We start from the raw sequence: 20,452 nt of genomic DNA, 5'->3' as shown, positions 1-20,452 counted from the left end.
ACCGTCGGGAACCTGATCCGCGGGCGTCCACTTCCAACCTAGCGGACCGGCGCCGCTGCGGCACCCCCGTCAACTGCCGTACGGCCGGATCATAAATCCATACAGGCCGATAACAGCGCATACGTTCGGTAGTAAGCCCTCTTTCAGCACTTTACTCATCTACTCATATGAGTAATTGAGTAGAGGACCCCGCTGAGGCATCCCGGCCCGCAGGTCGGAATACCGACGCCTCGCGCCGATAACGGCGCATATGACGCAGCAGCAGGGTTTTCCATTAAAAGGGCGGAGCCGGGTATGTACTCACGTTTCCCGGCTCCGCGCTTTTCTCTGCGCAAAAGAGAAACCGTGACGAACGGCCGTCCATACTTGGGATCAGGCAACGGCCTTTTGGTAAGCCTCAGCGATTTCGGCGGAGATCCGCCCCCGTTCGGAAACTGTGTAGCCGTTTCCTTTCGCCCATTCACGGATTCTCCGGGTGTCCTCGCGCTTGCTGCCGGACGCCGTCGCGGGCCGGGCTTTACCCCGCCCGGATGCGGCCGCAGGAACCTTGCGTCCGGCTTTCACATACTGTTTGAAGGCCTCGCGCAGTGCTGCAGCGTCATCGGTGGACAGGTCGATTTCATAGCCGGTGCCGTCAAGACCGAATTGCACCGTTTCGTCGGCCGGCCCGCCGTCCAGATCGGAAACCAGAACAATCTTTACCTGCTGTGCCATAAGACATGACTCCTCAATCAGTGCGAACAATTTTCCCCGCATAAACAGTAAGCGCACTGATGGAATTTGGGAAAACACCTAAAGGCATCAATCGGACGGCCGGGAAATCAATACGTGGCCGATAGGCAGTTACGCCGATAACAGCGCCTACGGCAGCATCCTGGAGGGGGTAAATGAGTGAGGCAATGGCCGATCCGGGAGTCGGGGGAATCTCCTGACCATGCCGGTGCCGTAATCACTGGCACCTTTGAGGTGTTTCCAACGCCAGGACCCGCACCTGTGCAGGGCCGCCATGCTGGCTGGGCAGCCGCTGGACATGCCCGAGCGCTTCCAGTCCTTGGCTGCACTCCGGCGGTTACCGGACGGGCAGGGCGGAGAGCAGTTCCCAGCCTTCGGGGATCCGGGCCAGGAGTGCTTCGCGTCCTTCCGTGTAGCTGTTGGCTTCGACTTCGATTTCCTGTGTTTCCTTCGGCCGGATGACGCCGATTACCTTCACCACACGGTGATCTTATGCCGGAGACCGGTGCGCTCCGGTACGGTGCCGCGGTCATGTACGCCACGCGGCCGCAGAGCGGGGGCAGTCAGGATGGGGACAGGGAGGCCCGGGGCAATCCGGGGCGGGATCCCCGGAGAGCAGTTCTTAAGCTTCTTCTAGGTCCTGTTGTCAGTTTCAGAAGCTGACTGCACGGAATTTCAGAAGCCGACTGCACAAGCGAATTAGGAGCCGGAGAGTTTTGGCTCTGCGCGTCGGATGGCGCGGTAGACGGTGACCTGCCTACAGAGAACAGCTCGGCCAGCTCCCGCGTGCTGTACTCGTCCGAGGCGTGGAGCTTGTTGAGGTGAGCTTCTTGCTTGACTGTGAGTTTCGGCTGTTTGCCACGGAGCCGCGCCTTGGACTTTGCGACCTTCATTCCTTCGCGTGTGCGGTTCCGGATCCCCAACTGACACCGCCTCCCGTGGACTTGGTGTAGATTCGTGCAGCCGACTCCTGAGAACGTGCAGCGTTGTGCACACGACTTCTAAGCAAGAAGACCGATCGTGCACAGGACTCCTGACAATCCAATTTCAACAGTCCCCTGCACGAAGCCCGTCATTTCGCCTGACGGTGTGCAGTCGGCTTCTGAAAATGACAGTTCAGCCCGGGTGTGAACTCCCGCCGCTGGGTCTGCGGTTGCTTACGCCAGATGGTCCCGCTCCCCCGCTGCACCGTCCCCGGCTGCTGTTTTCATGGGGGTTTCCTGCTTGTGCGGATGCTTCCGGGCAGGACCGCGGTGTGTAGTCTGCCGTCGGCAGGGATCCTTTGATTGTTCCACCCCGCGCCGGTGGGGTGAAACAAACCCGGGGTTATGCGGGCGGTGCTGCGGCCTGAACATGTGGGGCGTCGTCCGTGTGCTGTGGTGCGGTGTTCCAGCAGAGTCCCTGGGTGCTGAAGTCGTAGCACTTCACGCCCCTGATGGTGATGACGGGGGCGGTCTCGGGGTTGCCGTTGCCGCTGATGCAGTGGATCCCGTCCGGTTTTACCTCGAAGTCGTAGAACCCGGTCTCGGTCAGGTAGGCCGGGGTGAGGCTGGCCGGCAGGCACGGCATGGCCCAGCGGTTCCAGGTTCGTGGCCGCAGGAAAGCGTCCACCGGTTCGCTGTCATCGAAGCAGACGTGCCGCCAAGTCGGTTGCCGGATCCGGGAACGGTCCTTTAATGGCTAGTCTTGCCTCGGTTCCTTGGACTGGGCACTGGGGACAAAGGCCGCCAGGGATTTATCGAGGGCTCCCGCTTCAATCCCTTGGGTGACGAACACCATTGTCGTGCAGCCGGACTCGTCAGCGTCCAGGTCCTCAGGAGCAGGTCGAGGCTGGGCAATGACCTGGCCCACGGACTGAAGAACGATGGGACCGTTTGGTGTTTGAATAATGCCCTTGGAACGCAGGAACTGATGCGGCCGGGCACGTGTTGCAGCGTCGAGCCATAGCGAGTATTCCGCCCAGGAGGTACTAGGTGACAGCTTGACTACCCATGCATCCGGTTCGAAATCTTCTCCACTTTGCCACTCGATCCGGTCAGCCTGAAGCCCGGCGGGATTATCAGGCATCGCCGGCAGTTCGGATTCTATGCCGCCAGCGGCGCGGGTGAGTTTGGCGCGGGGATTGAGACGGGTTGTCAGGCCTGCCAACACTGCAAGACTGGCATCATCGGCCAGGTCGGCCTTGCTGATGACAATTCTGTCGGCGGCCGATGCCTGGGAGCGCGCGAGGCTCTGATGACGCAGCTGCGCAGCACCGTTAAGACTGTCCACGACGACAATCAGCTCGTTTAGCTGAAGGTTTGCCTTAAGAACGGGGTGGGCGGTAATCACATCGATGATGGACTCGGGATTCGCGACCCCTGAGGTCTCAATGAAAACCTGTTCGATTCCGCGGTGGCCAGGTTTGTGGCGGGAAGCAACCAAGGCGATCAGGCAGGCCACAAGCTCATCCCTTTTATCGCAGCATATGCAACCGCCGATCACGGCACTGATACTGACTTCGCCGCCGTCTTTCCACGGATGCCTGAGGAGCAAGTCATCGACGCCTTCGGACGCAAAGTCATTGACCACGACGGCGGTTGTGCCAGGGTCAGTGCTCTGGTTTTTCAACGTCTGCGACAGCCAGGTCGTCTTTCCCGCCCCGAGAAATCCGCCGACTATAGTGACGTCAATCATTGTGCCCGCTTCGATTGCCTTGTCTGGTGATGGTATCGGGATCCAGCGGGTCAAGACCCTGCCCTGTCAGCTTGTCTGCTGTCGGCCAGATGTCCGAAAATTGCTGGACTGGGACGGTCGCACCCGTTGGCGAATGCAGGGAAAGCGTCGATGCGCCCGGGTAGTAGCTGACCTTGAGACCGACATGACGAAGGACGCCGTTGGCCGCCGCGGCCAGCTGCATCCGGGCACGAAGACGCCCCGACGCTGAATTCTCCACACCGGCGCTGTACCAGTCCATGTTGGCCGGAGGAGCACCGCAGACTCCGCACACTGTTGGCTCCCTTCAAATATTGGATGGTTCGAACGGATAAAAGACGACTGCCCTCGATGCAGTCGTCATGGCAAGTCCCCTCCGCCCTCGGAGCCCATCCGGAAATCGCATCCACCCCGACGCCCGGCGCCCCCCCTGATCCATAGGGACCCCCTGCCATCGCCGAGTCCCGGGCCGGCAGCACAGGAGAACCGGCTACCAATCGTTTGCGTTTGCTCACTGAACTGTAGTGACTCGCCTCACATGATGTCAAGAGTGGCGCGGTCTAGCCCCCGGGTCGCAATTGATGAGCCAATGCACAAACGATTGCGTGGAGATAGTATCCACGGCCGACGCTCGGCCCCGCGCCCATCGTTCCATTCTCATGCTGGAAGGCCAAAGGTAGGCAGAATGACCGGATCACCGGTGGTTGAGGCGCGCGCAATCAGTTTCGGGGCAAGCTGCTTCGACTGCCCGGTCTTTCCTGCTAACAGGTCGAGCAGCAGGGCAGTGCCCTGCTGCCCCATTTCAAACATGGGTGAGGCTACTGAAGTAAGGGGAACCGGCAGATGGGCTGCCAGGGGGATGTCGTTGTAGCCGATCACCGCAACGTCCCGGCCTGGAACCTTGCCCTGATCCCGAATGGCCCCCATGGCTCCTATGGCCGCCTCATCATTGATCGCGAAAATCGCGGTCAGCCCGGGTTCCCTTCGCATCAGTTCAGCCCCCGCCTCGTATCCGGCCGATGTATCCGCCCCTGAATCCAGAATCAGTTCATCAGGGACGCCGATGCCGGCGGCCAGGTATTTTTGGACAAAGCCGTGGGTGCGTTCGACGCATGTGCTGGCGTAGCTGGGACCGGCAATGATGCCGACCCGTTTATGGCCTAATTCCAGCAGGTGGTCGGCCGCCAGGCTGCCGCCCAGAATGTCGTCCGTGGTGACTGACGGATGCCCCCGCAGCCTGCGGTTGACAAGGACATACGGTATTCGCCGACGTGCCAGGATGGCCACCAGTTCGTCGCCGTCCAGGCGGGCATCTCCGAGCACAATCCCTTCCACCCGCCGTCCGAGAAGCTCCTCCAGCTTTTCCTTGCGAAGTTCGGGATCATCGTTGGTGTTTGAGACGAAAGTACTGAAACAGGAGTCATGGGCTGTGTCATCGATGCCTTCATAGATGCGCGCCAAGACGTAGTCGGTAAGCCGCGGAACCAGGACGCCCAAAACTGCGCTGCGCCCGGTCCGAAGGGCCGCGGCAGCCGGATCAGGCTGATAGCCTATTTCGTCCGCCAGGGCCCGGATACGGGCTGCGGTCTCTGCGCCCACGCCGGGGGAGTTCGGGCTGAGAGCGCGCGAAACAGTCGAGACATGCACCCCTGCCCGTTTGGCGATTTCCGCCAGGGTCATGGATTTTGGCGCCACGGGATCCAGCTCTTTTCTCTCTACAGTCGCGTGCTGATTCGAGGATAGTCGACTCGGGAAACCCCCGTCATACCCCGCCGGTCCCCTTAGCCCGACCAAGCTTGGCAGAAAGTACGCAATCCTTTGCGGACTTCACAGAATAGCTCATTCCATTCAAACTTGCCTGAATCTCCAAGGATATTTAAAAGCCTTGACGTCCTGTGGGATTGGACCTTAGGCTCAATGCAATCGAATGCGTGGCTCAAGTCACAGAGGAGTGTGGGGTCCGCATTCTGATTTCCTGCATTCGTACGACTGCAGTCGTTTCGGCGCAGTGACGAGGCGGGCGAGAAGGCCCAAACAGACGTGGTGCGACAAACGCGCGTACAGACAGACGTCTGCTCGGGGCTCCGGAAAAGCTCGCGCAACTGATAGGCCAAGGAGAAAAAAGAAAAATGGCAAAAGACATCAAGGTTTGCTTCGGTACGGACATCGACGCAGTTGCCGGCTGGCTCGGCTCCTACGGAGGCGAGGATTCCCCCGCTGACATCCAGCGCGGCATGTTTGCCGGAGAGGTCGGGGTTCCTCGCCTTCTGAACTTGTTCAAGAAATACGATCTGAAAACAACTTTCTTCTCGCCCGGACATTCGATTGAGACGTTCCCGCACCGCATTGAGCAGATCGTCGAGGCAGGGCACGAGCTGGCAGCTCACGGTTACTCCCACGAGAACCCCATTTTGATGAGCCCGCAGCAGGAGGAAGACGTCCTCAACAAGAGCATCGAACTGATCGAGAAGTTCTCGGGCAAGGCCCCGCAGGGGTATATCGCACCGTGGTGCGAGCTGTCCCCGGTGACGGCGGATCTGCTCCTGAAGAACGGCTTCCGGTACGACCACAGTCAGGCCTTCCATGACTTCCAGCCGTTCTACGCCCGCACTGGAGACTCCTGGACGAAGATCGACCTTGCCAAGCCTGCCGAACACTGGATGAAGCCGCTGGAGCGCGGCGAGGAGATCGACCTGGTGGAGATCAACTTCAACTGGTACATCGACGACCTGCCTCCGATGATGTTCATCAAGGGCAGCCCGAACAGCCACGGCTTCGTCAGCCCGCACGATATCGGTCAGATGTGGCAGGACCAGTTCGACTGGGTCTACCGGGAGTACGACTACGCCATCTTCCCGATCACCATCCACCCTGACGTATCCGGACGTCCCCAGGTCCTGATGATGCTCGAACGCCTGATCGAGCACATCCAGCGGCACCCCGGCGTATCCTTCGACACCTTCGAGAACATTGCCGAAGACTTCCGCGCGCGGTTCCCCTTCGAGTCCAACCGTCGTTATCCGTTTGACCGGGAAATGCCCTAACTGCCAGAGCCAAGCAGCTGACATCTGCTGCAGAAAGGCTCTAAGGGATGCCGAACCGAACATCCCGGAAGGCCCCTGCCGTGTGAAACCCGGGGCGTGGTTTGCGGACTGGTCCATTGACCTGCGGCAAGCCACGCCTCGGGCGCACAGGAGCCCTCCATCCTCGCGGCCGCCAGATCCTGGACCGACATTTGGATGTCTCGAAGGCGCGTTCCGAACCAATTCAAAGGAAAACCAGCTTTGTCCGACACTCTTCCCAACATTGCCGTCATTACCTTGGGCGGAACAATCGCCTCTGTTCCCAATGGCGGCGGCCAGGATGCTGTTCCCAAACTTTCGGCGGATCAGCTCTTCCAATTAATCCCGCAGGTACATGAACTGGCTGAAATATCGGCCTGTTCTTTCCGCCAGTACCCATCAGGGGACCTGACCATTGAAGACATCCTGGAACTGGCCGACCTCATCGACAAGAAGCACGCAAACGGTGCCGAAGGCATTGTCATCACCCAAGGCACCGACACCCTGGAAGAGACCTCCTTCCTGCTGGACCTGCTGCTGACCACAGATATTCCGGTCGTGCTCACGGGGGCCATGAGGAACCCGGGCCTGCCAGGCGCCGACGGTCCTGCAAACCTTCTGGCAGCGCTCCAAGTCGCCGTTTCCGATAGATCCGCTGGACTGGGCCCACTGGTTGTCTTCAACGACGAGATCCACCTGGCCCGGTTCGTACGCAAAATGCACAGCTCCAGCACAGCTGCATTCCACTCGCCCAACGCCGGTCCCATCGGCTGGGTCAACGAGGGACGGGTACGAATCCCATTGATTCCGCGACGCAGAACCTCCTGTGTCCGGATGCCGCAGGACTCCTCACGCAAGCTTCCACGGGTGGCCCTGATCAGCACTGCCCTCGGCACGGACCCCGGCATCGTGGAAGCCGCCGTTCAAAGCGGTTACGACGGGATCATCCTCGACTCATTCGGCGGCGGTCATGTGCCGGCCAGCATGATGACCGCACTGTCGGCTGCAGCCAACCAGCTGCCCGTAGTATTCTCCTCCCGCACCGGCGCGGGCGAACTCTACGAGAGCACCTATGGCTTCCCAGGGTCAGAAAAAGACCTGCTGGCAAAGGGCCTTATCAGCGCAGGTCTCCTGGACGGCACCAAAGCTCGGCTGCTTCTGACCCTGCTCATTGCTGCCAATGCAACACCTGAGCAGATCCGTGAGCGTTTCCTCGAGTCCACCGACTGACTTCTCAAGTGAACGTCAAAGTAGACGTTCGCTCACTAATCCGGCGCCCACAGCGCCAAACATTTGGCTTGGAAGGAGATGTAGCAATGGGTGCTGCATCAAAACTATCAACTGAAGTACGGCAGGTAACTCCACGTGATGTGAACATCGCCACATGGATCTGCTTCTTTGCCTGGACCTTCGCGGTCTACGACTTCGTGTTGTTCGGCAACCTGCTCCCTGTCTTGGCCGCAGACATGGGCTGGACCGAGGCCCAGTCCACCACGGTCAACACCTGGGTAACGGTCGGGACCGCACTAGTGGCCTTCGGCATCGGCCCCATCGTCGACAATATCGGCCGCCGGAGAGGCATCATCCTCGCAGTAATGGGCGCCGCCGTAGCGTCACTGCTCACCGCAGTAGTCGGCTGGGTCATCGGCATCGTGGCCGGCCTAGGCATCGTCCTGCTGGTCCTCATCCGGTCCATTGCCGGCTTAGGCTATGCAGAACAGGCACTCAACGCCACCTATCTGAACGAGATGTTCGCCCACACCTACACCGACCCTGCCAAGGCACGCCGCCGCGGTCTGGTTTACTCCCTGGTCCAGTCAGGATGGCCCATCGGCTCGGTCATCGCTGCCGTGTCGGTCTACCTGCTCTTCCCAATCGGAGGCTGGGCACTGTGCTTCATCGTGGCAGCATTCCCTGCCCTCTTCATCGGCTTCGCGGGCCGGTACCTGAAAGAAAGCCCTCAGTTCGTCAACCGCCGCAACGCCCAGCGGCTGCTGGCAGAGGGTCGAACCGAGGAAGCACACGCCCTCGCCGAGGCCGCCGGAGTGGACCTGAAAGACCAGCACGCTCCGCTGGTCTCCGCGTTCAAGGGCGAATCCCGTCGAGCAACGCTCGTCATCGGAACCGCGTTCCTGCTCAGCTGGATGGGTGTCCTGTGCTTCGCCATTCTGGGGACGTCCATCCTGACCTCAGACACAGGCAAAGGCATCGACTTCGGCAATGCGCTGGGAATCCTGATCATCTCCAACGCCACAGCCTTCACCGGCTACCTCTTCCACGGATGGCTCGGCGACAAAATCGGCCGACGCAACACCATCGCCCTCGGCTGGCTCATGTCTGCCCTTTCATTCACCGGCATGCTGCTGTCGCCCTCCGACTCCGTGGGCCTGATTATTGCCTGCTACAGCGCCGGCCTGTTCTTCCTCATCGGCCCGTTCGCAGCACTCCTGTTCTTCAACGGGGAAAGCTTCCCCGTGCATACCCGGGCAACGGGAGGATCAATCATCAATGCTGCCGGCCAGATCGGGGCCATCATCGGCGGCGTACTGGTAACCGCTGCCCTCTCCGCAGGCCAAACCTGGATCGAAGCCGCACTGATCTGGGGATGCCTGCCCATCTTCCTGGCGGCCATCCTCATCATGTTCGCCCGCAACGTCAATCCGCGGGAGATCCGCGCGGACTAGCCAAAGACCGAGGGCTGGTGGAGGCCTCATCCGGCCTCCACCAGCCCTGCTTTTCCTGTCTTTTGTATGACAGTCACAAGGCCGCCCGGTCAAAGGCAGCGGTACCGGGAGAATCTGGACCAGATGGGAGATCAACCGTTGACGGGAAAGCCCATGGCTGACGGTGCTGGTCAACGGCCATTCCCCACTTTTGCTCGCTGAAATTCCCCACTTCGTGTCAGTCCCTTAACGGGGGCGGGCCTTCCCCGAAGCTGGTGGTCTCTGACCACACACCGGCTATCGAGAAAGGCCCGCTCCTTCATGTTGGCACAAAGGAAAACGTGGACATCCACGCGTTGAGACGACAAGGCATGACGATCAGCGGGATCGCCCGGCGGACGGGCCGGGACCGCAACTTGTACGCTTCGTACAGGCCACGCGACCGTCCAGGCCTTTGACAATGCTTCCGTCGTCGCCGCAGAACTGCGCGAATGGATGGTCCAAGGTTCGCTGCTACACCAGCGTCGCTCTCAAAGCAGCTTTCCCGGAAGCATGGCAGGCCGAAGTACGGCTGCGTCTGAAAGCCGGGCGCATCATCGAACGAAGTGAAAATATCTTCAAAGGGTCCCTGGGTGACCGCCCCATCTGGAAACAGATCGAAAAAAATCTGTGGCCTGGTCCCGACAGCATAGGCACAAAGCCAGTCAACGGCAGCAGCGGAAATGGATCCCTTTGACGTCATATCAGTGAGCATCGGCGGTTACCCCGCTGAAGAAGCGATGCTGAGACATTAGTCCAAAGTTACATTGATGCTGGCATGCGAAATATTCAATCGGCGCTACGGGGTCAGTTTTCCACTGGCGCTGACAGAAATCCCCGCAATCGCGGGGATTTCGCTGTTTGGCAGGTCCTTCCTTCTGTCTACCTCAGGGTGAGCGGGACGGGCTGGCCGACGAGCTCGAAGGCACGGCGCTGGAGCGGGTCGGCAGGCTCAGGGTCGGAGCGGCCGGGAGCGTGCCGTAGCGAATGTCGTTGCGGATCAGGGTGGCCAGATGGGCCAGCAGCGAGCCGAAGCTGTGGGCTTCTTCCCCTCCGGCGGTGGTGCGGGTGGAGGCCTTGGCTACCGCGGGGGCGGAGCGTTGGCCGGGGGCGACGGAGTTCTCGGTCTCGGGGCGGTTATCGTCGGTGAAGGGTCAGCGGCGCCCAGGCCCGGCGCAGATGCTAGACCAGGTAGGAGGCGAGCATGCAAATGAACATGTGGGCCTTCACCCGGGTTTCGGTCCATTGGTGGATCGGGCGTAACCGAAGGTCGGTGGCCTTCAGATTGCGGAAGTCACGTTCGACCTTGGTCAGGGATTTGTATGGGCGACCACCTTGGGTGCATCCAATTTCTCTTCCGGGACCGAGGTGCGGATGACGTAGATCCCGTTCAAGGCGGCCTCGGCCCTGATCGTCGGGGCACGCAGCACAGTGACCCAGCCGAGTCCGCCGAGTTCCCTGAGCTGTTCGATCCGGGCGGAGGTTATCGTGCCCCGGTCCCGGCCATCACCATCTGATCTAGTGCGGTGACCGGATAGGTTGGCGGTGTTTCATGCTGCTGCCGGGGTGGCATCATGGCGTCCCCATCGGTGGCCTTTTTCGCTGCGGATGCGTGCTCGTTCACGGCGCCGGGCTTCCAGTACGTCGGGGTGGCGGGCGTTGGCGTTGCGCCAGCGCAGGTAGTCATGCAGGCACCGGGTCTGCACGACATGGTTGGGATGGATGGAGTTGGCCAGGGTGAACTGGCGCAGCACCCCGAAGTGCGCCTCGATGGGGTTGGCCCAGGAAGCGTAGGTCGGAGTGAAGCACAGCCGCACGGCATGTGCGACCGTCCAGCGCAGGATCGCCGGAGCCTTGTGGGCTGAAAGGTTATCCAGGACCACAAAGACCGGTTGTTCGTCCGGGACCGCCGTCCGGATGCTCTTGAGCGCCGTGAGCGTGTGCTCGGTGCCCTTGCGCCGGTGGTTGATGCCCCAAATGGTGTCCGATCCGACCGAGTAGCAGCCGTGGAAGTAGGTCACTCCGGCGGTGCGGTGGTAGTTCGCCGGCAGTCGCTGCGGCTTCCCTTCCGCTGCCCATCCCGCCCCGGCCGTGGGCCGGATGCCCAGCGGCCCGAACTCGTCGAAGGCGAACACCCGATCCGGGCACTGGCCGGTCACCTCTTCGATGACTTCAAGCTTTGCCTCGTACTCCGGATCCGGGGAGTCCTTCCAGGTGGCGGTGCGCTGGAAACTGATCCGATGCCGGTGCAGCACAGAACGCAGCGCCTCCCGCCCGATCCGCACCGGACGCTGACAGGCGGCCAGGTAGCAGGTCAGCTTGCGCAGCGACCAGCGGGTGAAGGGCAGCCCCAGGGCACCGGGCCGGGTCAGGGCCGTCGCGGCGATGAACTCCTCGTCGCCGGAACTGAGCAGGCGGGGACGGCCACCCGCCCACTCAGGGTCCAGGCAGTCCAGCCCGACCTCGTTGAACCGGTGGATCACCTCCCGGACGGTATCCTCGTCGGCGGCCACCAGCCGGGCAATGACCGGCACCGAATTCCCGCCCGCCGAGGCCAGGATCATCACCGCACGCCGCCACCGGATGACGTTGCCGCCCTCTTTCGACTCCCCTCGGCGCACGATCCGCTGCAGTCGCTGCCCCTCCGCCGGCGACAGCCGGCGTACTCTCACACGTTCGGCCATGCCACCCGAGTGGCACGATCCCCAAACCGGTCAACCTTTACGGTCAAAGCACTAGCCTGTAGCGGGTCTTGAAGTCCTTGGCGAGCTCCTCGAACGCCTTCGGGGCGGCGGCGTTGCCGGCCACCACGCGGACCGAAACAGGCCGGCCGCCCGGGTCGGCCAGCAGCTCGTACTCGATCTGCGGCAGGCCTTCCTCCCGTCCCGGGAGTAGGCGCTGGCTGCCAGTTCGCAGCACAGGCCAGTGACCCAGGACAAGGACAGGTCGAACAAAGCGAACCGGTCAGGGTTGGCCTCTTCGTTCAGGTGCCGGGTCGCGAGCTTCTCTTCGATGCCCTCCTGTCGAGCAGCGAGCCAGTCCATCGCGGCATAGACCTCGTCCGTCACGGCCCCGGCAACGCCGAGGTCCTCCCGAGGGTGATGTCCTGCCATGCAAGTCCACGACTCAGGCCAATGTTTTCTGCCTACACAATCAGGCCAAGAAAAGACTTCCTGCCCGGAAACCCAGTGAATCCGGGCAGGAAGACCACGTAATTTCGGATTAGAAGAACAGTTCTCGCGGCGACCAGTTGACTAGCGTCACTGATTTCGCGATTTATCCCTGCGAGCCAGTCGAGCGAGAGCCACGGCAATAACGAGTGCTGCGCCGTAAAACAGTTGCTGTACAAAACTCTGAACGCCCAACTGCTGCAGGCCGGTGATTCCTGTTACCAGGAAATATACAGCGATAAAAGTGCCGAAGGCATTAAATCGTCCCGGTGTTACTGCAGTTGCCCCCAGAAAGGCGGCGGCAAAGGCTGGCAGCATAAAATCAAATCCAGATGAAGGGTCGGCGCCCCCGAGAGTGCCAACATAGATAATCCCCGCAAATCCCGAGATCGTCGATGAGGCGATAAACGACCCATAGCGAATTTTTTCGACAGGAAGTCCGCTCAGTCTGGCCACGCTGCGGCCCCTACCCACGAATAGAAGGCGTTGTCCCAACGCCGTGCGAGAGAAAATGAACCAGATCGCGAGTGTTAGGAGCACGCCGTACCAAAAGGATAGTGAGACGCCTAAGAATCGATTTATGGTAACAAAGTTCATCAATTCGGTTGCGACACCTGTGATTGTATTGGAGCCGCTGAGCCATTGGACGATACCGATTAGTAGAGTGGAGGTACCCAACGTAACCACAAATGAGTCCAGGTCTAGCCGAACAACGAGAAAGCCGTTGAGGACTCCGACAAGCGCGCTGGCAATAACTGATACCGCCACAGCGGCCAGAATCGGCCATTCATAACTCACATTGAGTAATGCGGTTAACATAGAAGACATTGCCAGGACTCCCGCTACGGACAGGTCGAAATCGCCGACCGTAAGTGGAATAACCAATGCGAGGGCCAAAATTAGCAATACCGATTGGGAGCCAAGCATCGTCTGCCAGTTCGACCCTGTAGGAAAGACATCAGGATTGAGCACACTGAATAGAAGAATGACGGCAATCCATGCTAGCACCAGCGCATACCGATGCAGGACTCTTCGCGAGCCATCCTTAAAGGCCGGTATCTTCTTAGGTACCGGCAAAGGTGTCTCAACTGCCTTGTCTTGGCTTTGGATCGTCATGACACTCTCGCTTCAGCTTGATAAGTAGTTCTTCTGTTCTTATCCAGGACAGCACGGGCAATATTATCTTTAGATAACTCAGGTCCGGGGAGTTCCACTACAATGCTTCCGGATTCGATTACAAGGACTCGGTCGCAGAGCCGAGCTAATTGATCGTAATCAGAACTGGCGCAAACTATCCCAATGCCGTCCGATTTGGCCCGCTCCAACAACCTCCCCAGAATTTGCTCTCTCGCACCGATGTCCACGCCCTGAGTAGGTTCATCCAGGAGGATGATCCTGGGACTATTTTCCAGCCACTTTGCCATTACAATTTTCTGCTGATTTCCACCGCTAAGTGCTTCATAGTCTATTTCTAGGTTTGGGGGCCGTACGTCATAGTCTTTGATTAGTGTGCGGGCGTCCTGCATCATCGCAGATCGACGAAGCCATCCGTTTCGTGTGAAGTTGTCCAGGCTCAGAAGCATCAGGTTTTCAAAAACAGACAACGAGCCTACGGAACCATCTGTTTTGCGGTCCGCTGGTATAAGGGCCATGCCAAGCTCAATTGCTTGTCCTGGGGTCATTTTATTCAGTCGATACTCTTCGTCGCCCAAATAAAGCAGTCCTCTCTTTGCTTTTATATGGCCGAAAAGCGCATAGAGCGGCAGCTCATATCCAGAGCCCATCAAGCCTGTGAGGCCTACGACTTCTCCAGCTCGAAGGTTGAGATCAAAGTCAAGAATCTGTGCACTTTGCATGCCTTCGACACGCAGCACCGATGCCTCAGAAGTTCTCTGTCCCCTGTTGTGAACCTGGCTGTCGAGCTCCCGGCCTATGATGAGCGAGACGACTTGATCAGCAGTAGATGCGGCTGTCGTGATGGATCCGGCAACGGCTCCATTTCGCAGAACCGTGGCACGATCTGTATGCTCCATGACCTCATCAATGTCATGAGAAACAAAAATTACACTCGCGTGCTCTCGAACCATGTCCTTTATGAGCGTGAACAGGCGCTGAACGCCGGACTGCGGCAGAAAAACGGTCGGTTCGTCAAGAATTAGAAGGCCATGCCCGCGGTTACCACTATTTGACCTCAATTCTTCCACTGCACGGATAATTGCTAAGAGCGCCCGCTCTGTTGGCTCAAGGTCTTTCACTAAACTCGAGGGGTCGACATCGACTCCATACTTGTTCATAAGCGCGACAAGCTTTTGGCTCTCACGCTTCCATGAAATTACCCTTGCTCCACTCGAACGAGCAATATCACCCACTAGCATATTCTCGAGAACGGTCAGTTCGGAAATTAGTCCAAGATCTTGATGCACGAAACTAATGCCCAGTTCGCGGAATTGACCCGGCTGAAGAGGAAACTTCACCTCGTGACCGTTGACGCGGAGCTCGGCTCCGGTGTCGGGTACATGGACACCGGCCAATGTTTTAATCAAAGTTGACTTGCCAGATCCATTTTCACCCAGCAATCCATGAATTTCTCCAGGGAGAATCTTTATATCCACAGATCGGAGAACAGTAACGCCCGCGAATGTTTTCGATAGGTTCTTTAGGTCTAAGACAGGTAACTCTGTCGTCGTAGAGCCGTCGTTCATGAGACGTCCTCACTTCGCCTTATGCCGGAGAGGGATTCCAGAGGCCGGCAGTAAGGCCTCCATCAACTGTCATTGTCGAGGCCGTTACCCATTGCGCGTCACCGGATGCCAGATACACAAATGCATCAGCTATATCTCTAGGAGAACCGAGCCGTCCAAGGGGATGCATTCCGGTTGCTGATTTCCGAGCCATGAGTTCGTCTTCCTGGTCAGCGAAGAACCCGCGAATCATTGGTGTCTCAATGAACCCAGGCGATACACAGTTGACGCGAATCCCATCCTTTGCCCCGTCTAGTGCCATGCACTTCGTCAACATAACTACAGCTGCTTTGGAAGCACAGTAGGCAGCGTCGGATGGGATCGCCCAAGTGCCAGCAATCGATGCGGTGTTGACTATAGCGGCATCCTTCGAAGCCACCAGCCTGGGCCAAGCGGCCTTGGACATTAGATAGATGCTCTTGACATTGATGTTCATCTCACGGTCCCAGTCCTCTTCAGCGAGTTCGGAGACCGCTCCGGTGATGGTGATACCGGCGTTGTTGACCACGATGTTCAGTTCATTGAACACCCGGTCCGCGAATTCGAAGAGGGATGAAATTGAGGATGCGTTGGTTACATCAGTCACCTGTGTATAACACACCCCGCCGAACGCCTTAATCTCCGATTCCAGGCTCAGCAATCCCGCTTCACTTAGATCCGCAGCGAGCACAGCGGCGCCCTCTTGGGCATATCGGATAGCCGTTTCCCGTCCAATTCCGGACGCAGCGCCCGTTACGATCGCATTTTTTTCAGCAAGCCGAGGCTGCCTTGCGTATTCCAGTGTCATTTCACCCACAACTCTCTGTAACCAGTCACGTAGTTGTCACCGTAGCCTTTTTCGGCACTCGGCGGTTGTCCTGCTTCGTCGACATTTCCAGTATCAAAAATTCGCAGAGGCATCCGGTCATCTCCTCCGGGTAAACCTTCACCGGTGGTCAGTACTCTAAATGTTGAGTCGATCGCGGAATGGGCGAGCCAATCTACGCTCTCTCCTATATCAGCTACGACCGGAGAACCGTCCTGGATCATTTTCAGTATGGACGGTGTTCCGTTATAAGTAACAACCTGTGTTTGCTGCGCTTTTCCGGTTTGATTTATCGCGGCAACAACATTAGGTGTCATGCTGTCATAAATGGGAACAATCCACTCTGTGTCTGGATTGGAGACCAGGTATGATTGAGTTTCTGACGTAAGCTTATTGGCCCATTCTGATGCTGGAACGTTGATAGTATCTACGCTGCAGTCTTGGCACAACGCAGACATTTCATCCAAGAATGAGTCTTTTTGGGCAGGGGCAGGGCCAACATCGTCGGATGTTATATACAGGACCTTTGCGTTGCTGCCGCCTTTCGCAATAGTGTAATCAGCCAGTAGCCGCGCAGCCTCATTAAAGGGTGCTGTTGTATAACCCGCAATTAGATCCTTGACGGCATCGGGGGGAGTTTCGCCGTTCTGATAAAGATGTGCGACGATGACAGGAATGCCGGCTTCTTTTGCTCGAGTTAACTGGGGGATTACGAGCCTAGGGTCTGCTCCCGCGAGGAGAACAATCGCGTCCATTTTGGCGTTGATGGCTTGTTCGATACCGGATGCCCACTGGTTTGGCTGGCCCTGATTGGCATGTTCGGTGTATTCCATCCCATATTCTTCAGCCAGTTTTTCCATGTTTCGGGCGATGTCCATGGCGTATGCGTTTTCGCTCGAGAGGGGCACCACCATTACCCGTTTGCCTGCTAGACCAGCCACTTCAACCTTGGGGGCATCTTGAAGTCGGAATTCAGGAACAGATAGAGCATCGTCTACCTTCGTCATGGCTTCCTGGACGCCTGGCGATTGATCCTCCGAGGCTAGGGGTGGCGCAGCTGCCGACCCGGAACCAGTGCTGCAGCCCGCGACTGAAACGACGCAAGCGGCAGCGAGAGCCGCTGCTGCCAGTCGCTTGCGGTTAGCTGCTACGGCAAAGTGCTTGATACTCATTCTTTGTCCCCCTATAACTGTCTTCTGCTCAGAGAGCGTCTTCTGCTCAGAGAGCTAGGTTTGCTTCGCCTGCAGTCCAACCGCCATCGATGGGCAGGACGTGTCCGGTGACCATTGCCGACTGATCGGATAGCAAGAAATGAATGACATCAGCGATGTCCGACGGCTCCGCCACGCGTCCGAGTGGGATGCGCTGAAGAACAGTGCGTGAGATCTCAGGGTCCTCAAGCATGCTCTTTGTCATCGGTGTAGCGGTAAACGTCGGTGCGACAGAATTCACCCTAATTCCGTGCTTTGCCCAATCGATCGCCATGCTTCTCGTCAGGCCAGCAATCGCTCCTTTGGTCGCCGTGTAAACCGACTGAGACGGCAAGGACAACAAGGCGGCCTGCGACGCAAGGGTAACGATGCGACCGTACCGACGAGGAATCATCTGCTTAGCAGCAGCCTGGCAGCAAAAGAAGGTGCCATTAACATTTACACGCCATGCGCGCTCGGCATCCTCGGGAGTGGCATCCTCAGCTGTCACATTTTCGGTAAGTACCGCAGCAGGCGTGACAAGCAGCTCTACCGCCCCGACTTCGCGTTCGATCTCCTGAAAAACTTGGGAGACTCCGTCAAAATCTGATACATCTACCGCTTTAGATAAATGTTTACCATTTCCCGATCTCTGAATCTTGTCGACGGTCTCGTCACACGAGCCCTCACTTAGATCCAGCAGCACCAGGTTAGCGCCTGCTTCGGCGAGTTTGATCGCGGTCGCTTGGCCTATTCCTCCGGCTGCACCTGTGACCACAGCGGTCTTATTTTCTAAAGACATTATGTATCCGATCTACTCTCTTGGACTGCTTGGCGAAATCAACTGGCGAGGGAATTGCGCTTAAAGAACTCGCTCACAACTCGGCAATGCTCGTCCGTCGAGTCAAAGATCGTAGAATGGCTCGCACCTGCAATAACATACTTCTCAGCTGTCTGAATATTGTCTACGAGCCACTGTTGGCCTGCACCGTCTGGCCCCTGGTCCCACGGGGTCATTGGATCTTCGTCTCCCCCAAGAATCAGTGCAGGAGACGTGATCTTCGCCGCCCAGGGGCGAAGATCCATATCAATAATGCTCTGGACAGCCGCGGTAAATGGATAGACCGAATTGCTCTCCGTCAAAATCTGATGAATTGTGTCGATTACGCCTTCCGCCGCTTCGCTCTCCAGGTATGACTTTGAGAGAGCTTGCCACGTGATAAGTTCCGCGAGAAGACGGCTATCTGGACCGAGTTTGAGTCCGATCTCATGCCAGTTAGTGAACAAGAGTTTCCCATAGCGGCCAAGTTTTGCTGCCGAACAGTTGATGACAACGGACTGAACTTTCTCGGGGTATTTAGCCGCAAAAACCTGAGCAACCATCCCGCCCATCGATGTGCCGTGAACGTGGGCCTTCTCAATTCCCAACTCATCCAGCAAAGCGGCCGCATCATCTGCCCATACTTCATGGTCATAGTGTTGCTCCGGCCGGTCACTCTTTCCATATCCTCGCATGTCGTAATCGATGCATTTGAATTCACGCGACAGGATGGGCGTAGCAGCATCAAAATTAAAATGACCAAAACCACAACCATGGATCTGCAAAACCGGCTCGCCATCGCCGGTAACACGGTACCAATGCTTGGCGCCATTAATCATTGCGAAATTTTCCATATTGCCCTCCCGGGATTCAGAATTTCCATCATTTGTGGAGCAGGATTACGGAGCGCAGTCCAGTTACTTCGTATCGATCAGTGCATCTGGTCATGAATTCTTGAGGGGACGCCAATGCTGGAAGTCAAGATCACGTTTCTCAAAGTCGCCCACATTTCCAATGTCACAGTGCAGCGAGTATGCTCTCGACCGTCTCCCCCAATCGATTGTGAGTTACCTCACGCACTCGTTTGCAGCGAGCCTAGTTGGGTGCCTCTCCTTAGTCAAGGTTTTTTTCGCAATCCCTGTATTTGCGCGGCTAGACGCGCCAGCTAGGACTAACGCAAAGGATTGCAATTCACCTAGGCGAACGTTTGCAGTGAAGGGCGTCAGCGCCGTGGAGGAACTGGACTCAGCAAGCGAAGCCGCGGTAGCTCTGGGAGCCACGCCCGCAGAACACCAGCCTGCCCCCGACTAATGGCGCGTACTGCTGGACCCCCTCGGGCACCCTTTCTGCCTCACCGCCGTACGGCCCGACTGAGGCGCCGCCGAATCCGATAACGACCCCTTTCCTGGCGAAGATCCGATATCGAACAGTGCAGAAGCCGGGCCGGCACAGCACTCCTGTAAGCGCCTGCCTGTCCATCGAACGGACCGCGTGAAATCCCCGGGCTGCCCCTGCTACACGCACCGCCGATAACGGCGCATTAAAGCCGGGAGGGGAATGCGCGCATTCCCCTCCCAGCTGTTTGCCCTAAATGAGATATCTGACCTGAATAGCCTCAACGTTCCCGCTGGGGATCAGGCAACAGCCTTTTGATATGCCTCAGCGACTTCGGAGGATATCCGGCCCCGCCCGGAAACGTCAAAACCGTTTTCCCTGGCCCATTCACGGATTTTCCGGGTGTCTTTACGGCCGGATCCGGCCGTTGCCCCGGGCCGGGCCTTGGCCCGGGTTGACGCGACTGAAGGGACCTTGCGGCCGGCTTTCACATACTGCTTGAAGGTCTCACGCAGTGCAACAGCGTCATCTGTGGACAGGTCGATTTCATAGTTCGTGCCGTCAATGGCGAAATGCACCATTTCGTCCGCCGGTCCCCCGTCCATATCGGAAACCAGGACGATTTCTACTTTTTGTGCCATGCGAAGTGACTCCTCAATAACCGCGATAAGTTCCCTAGATAGACATTATGTATCCCGGCAGCGCTTTTGAAAGCACAGAACGGCCACAAAGCGACTACCAAGGCCAGTTCAGGAAAGCGTCGGCAGCGGGGTATTTATCGGTGTCCGCCGGTGTACGTTTGACACGATCCCGCCGTGCATCCCGGAATCAAAATGACCACTCGCCGCGGGCTGTGCAGGGATATCCCGGGAGCACCTGGGCGGCCCCCCCCGATAGCCATAAACCGTCCAAATCTTCTACCTCTACCTTTGAAGCCAGATCCAAATGCCCGATAACGGCGCATATGAAAGATGCGGCTCGTGCGAAATCGGGATGGCGGGATGTGAACACCGACTACAGGACCGGATGCCGGCCCTCCATTGCACTATGCGTCGATGCGTCCGATCCGTTGCGGATTGGGGCCGGTACGCTGAATGCGTGCCGTCCTCAGGGCACCAACGGGAAAGGCTGCAGCGCATGGCTAAAGGCGATATCGAAACCTACTGTGAGGATGGCCGCTGGGGCAACCGGCGGATCGGCA

General features: G+C 58.2%; 17 protein-coding genes and 2 pseudogenes. 3 read left to right on the top strand and 16 right to left on the bottom strand.

The features are described 5' to 3' along the window. Positions 1–372: 372 nt before the first annotated feature. The 7 genes and pseudogenes from AC5RWU_RS20825 to AC5RWU_RS20795 all read right to left on the bottom strand — a co-directional run bounded on the left by AC5RWU_RS20825 (position 373) and on the right by AC5RWU_RS20795 (position 5,106). The gene (locus AC5RWU_RS20825) at positions 373–714 is read right to left on the bottom strand and encodes a histone-like nucleoid-structuring protein Lsr2 (RefSeq protein WP_494032839.1); all 342 of its coding nucleotides are present in this window, start codon (positions 712–714) and stop codon (positions 373–375) included. A 355-nt stretch (positions 715–1,069) separates the two neighbouring features. Next, positions 1,070–1,213 carry a hypothetical protein gene (locus AC5RWU_RS20820; protein WP_494032838.1) on the bottom strand — a complete coding sequence of 48 codons (144 nt, stop codon included), beginning with the start codon at positions 1,211–1,213 and terminating at the stop codon, positions 1,070–1,072. Between the two features lie 218 nt (positions 1,214–1,431). Next, positions 1,432–1,649: pseudogene (locus AC5RWU_RS20815) on the bottom strand (recombinase family protein); the annotation flags it as partial. Between the two features lie 409 nt (positions 1,650–2,058). Then, on the bottom strand, positions 2,059–2,301 hold the full coding sequence (locus tag AC5RWU_RS20810; RefSeq protein ID WP_494037184.1) for a hypothetical protein: 243 nt from the start codon (positions 2,299–2,301) through the stop codon (positions 2,059–2,061). Between the two features lie 111 nt (positions 2,302–2,412). Continuing rightward, the gene (locus AC5RWU_RS20805; RefSeq protein WP_494032836.1) at positions 2,413–3,408 is read right to left on the bottom strand and encodes a CobW family GTP-binding protein; all 996 of its coding nucleotides are present in this window, start codon (positions 3,406–3,408) and stop codon (positions 2,413–2,415) included. Next, entirely contained in the window at positions 3,401–3,688 is a 288-nt protein-coding gene (locus AC5RWU_RS20800) for a hypothetical protein (protein WP_494032835.1), read from the bottom strand. Before AC5RWU_RS20800 ends, AC5RWU_RS20805 begins: the two co-directional genes overlap by 8 nt. Positions 3,689–4,083: 395 nt before the next feature. Further along, entirely contained in the window at positions 4,084–5,106 is a 1,023-nt protein-coding gene (locus AC5RWU_RS20795) for a LacI family DNA-binding transcriptional regulator (RefSeq protein WP_494037185.1), read from the bottom strand. A 449-nt stretch (positions 5,107–5,555) separates the two neighbouring features. On the opposite strand from AC5RWU_RS20795, the gene AC5RWU_RS20790 reads away from it, so the two are divergent. The 3 genes from AC5RWU_RS20790 (at position 5,556) to AC5RWU_RS20780 (ending at position 9,172) form a co-directional block, all read left to right on the top strand. Next, a complete protein-coding gene (locus tag AC5RWU_RS20790; RefSeq protein WP_494032833.1) occupies positions 5,556–6,470 on the top strand; it encodes a polysaccharide deacetylase family protein in 915 nt (304 codons plus the stop codon). A gap of 195 nt (positions 6,471–6,665) precedes the next feature. Further along, a complete protein-coding gene (locus AC5RWU_RS20785; RefSeq protein WP_494037183.1) occupies positions 6,666–7,718 on the top strand; it encodes an asparaginase in 1,053 nt (350 codons plus the stop codon). Between the two features lie 140 nt (positions 7,719–7,858). Continuing rightward, positions 7,859–9,172 (top strand): MFS transporter, encoded by a 1,314-nt coding sequence (locus AC5RWU_RS20780; RefSeq protein ID WP_494032831.1) that lies wholly within the window; start codon positions 7,859–7,861, stop codon positions 9,170–9,172. Positions 9,173–10,740: 1,568 nt separating this feature from the next. Here the strand turns inward: AC5RWU_RS20780 and AC5RWU_RS20775 are convergent. The 9 genes and pseudogenes from AC5RWU_RS20775 to AC5RWU_RS20735 form a co-directional block, all read right to left on the bottom strand. Beyond that, entirely contained in the window at positions 10,741–11,874 is a 1,134-nt protein-coding gene (locus AC5RWU_RS20775; protein WP_494032830.1) for an IS630 family transposase, read from the bottom strand. 52 nt (positions 11,875–11,926) lie between these two features. Then, positions 11,927–12,302 (bottom strand): annotated as a pseudogene (locus tag AC5RWU_RS20770) (IS1634 family transposase); the annotation flags it as partial. A gap of 148 nt (positions 12,303–12,450) precedes the next feature. After that, positions 12,451–13,476 carry an ABC transporter permease gene (locus tag AC5RWU_RS20765; protein WP_494032829.1) on the bottom strand — a complete coding sequence of 342 codons (1,026 nt, stop codon included), beginning with the start codon at positions 13,474–13,476 and terminating at the stop codon, positions 12,451–12,453. After that, positions 13,473–15,062, bottom strand: a complete 1,590-nt coding sequence (locus AC5RWU_RS20760; RefSeq protein ID WP_494032828.1) for a sugar ABC transporter ATP-binding protein — start codon at positions 15,060–15,062, stop codon at positions 13,473–13,475. The genes AC5RWU_RS20765 and AC5RWU_RS20760 overlap by 4 nt, the downstream gene beginning before the upstream one ends. Positions 15,063–15,081: 19 nt before the next feature. Then, entirely contained in the window at positions 15,082–15,888 is an 807-nt protein-coding gene (locus tag AC5RWU_RS20755; RefSeq protein ID WP_494032827.1) for an SDR family NAD(P)-dependent oxidoreductase, read from the bottom strand. Then, complete coding sequence (locus tag AC5RWU_RS20750) at positions 15,885–16,913, bottom strand: sugar ABC transporter substrate-binding protein (RefSeq protein ID WP_494032826.1); 1,029 nt, start codon at positions 16,911–16,913, stop codon at positions 15,885–15,887. The genes AC5RWU_RS20755 and AC5RWU_RS20750 overlap by 4 nt, the downstream gene beginning before the upstream one ends. A 211-nt stretch (positions 16,914–17,124) precedes the next feature. Next, positions 17,125–17,898 (bottom strand): SDR family NAD(P)-dependent oxidoreductase, encoded by a 774-nt coding sequence (locus AC5RWU_RS20745; protein WP_494032825.1) that lies wholly within the window; start codon positions 17,896–17,898, stop codon positions 17,125–17,127. A 38-nt stretch (positions 17,899–17,936) separates the two neighbouring features. Further along, positions 17,937–18,770: an alpha/beta fold hydrolase gene (locus AC5RWU_RS20740; protein ID WP_494032824.1), complete on the bottom strand. Its 834-nt coding sequence runs from the start codon at positions 18,768–18,770 to the stop codon at positions 17,937–17,939. A gap of 780 nt (positions 18,771–19,550) precedes the next feature. Continuing rightward, positions 19,551–19,892, bottom strand: coding sequence for a histone-like nucleoid-structuring protein Lsr2 (locus tag AC5RWU_RS20735; RefSeq protein ID WP_494032823.1), 342 nt, complete (start codon positions 19,890–19,892; stop codon positions 19,551–19,553). Positions 19,893–20,452: the final 560 nt, after the last annotated feature.

The sequence above is a fragment of the Arthrobacter sp. B0427-1-12 genome (genome assembly GCF_059092905.1).
The sequence above is the reverse complement of the archived record's forward strand: the minus strand, read 5'-3'. Positions and strand labels throughout refer to the sequence as shown.

What these genes read in the sequence shown, in the direction of transcription:
- AC5RWU_RS20825 (WP_494032839.1), bottom strand. Translation starts at nt 714, where the DNA reads ATGGCACAGCAGGTAAAGATTGTTCTGGTTTCCGATCTGGACGGCGGG.
- AC5RWU_RS20810 (WP_494037184.1), bottom strand. Translation starts at nt 2,301, where the DNA reads ATGCCGTGCCTGCCGGCCAGCCTCACCCCGGCCTACCTGACCGAGACC.
- AC5RWU_RS20805 (WP_494032836.1), bottom strand. Translation starts at nt 3,408, where the DNA reads ATGATTGACGTCACTATAGTCGGCGGATTTCTCGGGGCGGGAAAGACG.
- AC5RWU_RS20800 (WP_494032835.1), bottom strand. Translation starts at nt 3,688, where the DNA reads ATGGACTGGTACAGCGCCGGTGTGGAGAATTCAGCGTCGGGGCGTCTT.
- AC5RWU_RS20795 (WP_494037185.1), bottom strand. Translation starts at nt 5,106, where the DNA reads ATGACCCTGGCGGAAATCGCCAAACGGGCAGGGGTGCATGTCTCGACT.
- AC5RWU_RS20790 (WP_494032833.1), top strand. Translation starts at nt 5,556, where the DNA reads ATGGCAAAAGACATCAAGGTTTGCTTCGGTACGGACATCGACGCAGTT.
- AC5RWU_RS20785 (WP_494037183.1), top strand. Translation starts at nt 6,666, where the DNA reads ATGTCTCGAAGGCGCGTTCCGAACCAATTCAAAGGAAAACCAGCTTTG.
- AC5RWU_RS20775 (WP_494032830.1), bottom strand. Translation starts at nt 11,874, where the DNA reads ATGGCCGAACGTGTGAGAGTACGCCGGCTGTCGCCGGCGGAGGGGCAG.
- AC5RWU_RS20765 (WP_494032829.1), bottom strand. Translation starts at nt 13,476, where the DNA reads ATGACGATCCAAAGCCAAGACAAGGCAGTTGAGACACCTTTGCCGGTA.
- AC5RWU_RS20760 (WP_494032828.1), bottom strand. Translation starts at nt 15,062, where the DNA reads ATGAACGACGGCTCTACGACGACAGAGTTACCTGTCTTAGACCTAAAG.
- AC5RWU_RS20755 (WP_494032827.1), bottom strand. Translation starts at nt 15,888, where the DNA reads ATGACACTGGAATACGCAAGGCAGCCTCGGCTTGCTGAAAAAAATGCG.
- AC5RWU_RS20750 (WP_494032826.1), bottom strand. Translation starts at nt 16,913, where the DNA reads ATGACGAAGGTAGACGATGCTCTATCTGTTCCTGAATTCCGACTTCAA.
- AC5RWU_RS20745 (WP_494032825.1), bottom strand. Translation starts at nt 17,898, where the DNA reads ATGTCTTTAGAAAATAAGACCGCTGTGGTCACAGGTGCAGCCGGAGGA.
- AC5RWU_RS20740 (WP_494032824.1), bottom strand. Translation starts at nt 18,770, where the DNA reads ATGGAAAATTTCGCAATGATTAATGGCGCCAAGCATTGGTACCGTGTT.
- AC5RWU_RS20735 (WP_494032823.1), bottom strand. Translation starts at nt 19,892, where the DNA reads ATGGCACAAAAAGTAGAAATCGTCCTGGTTTCCGATATGGACGGGGGA.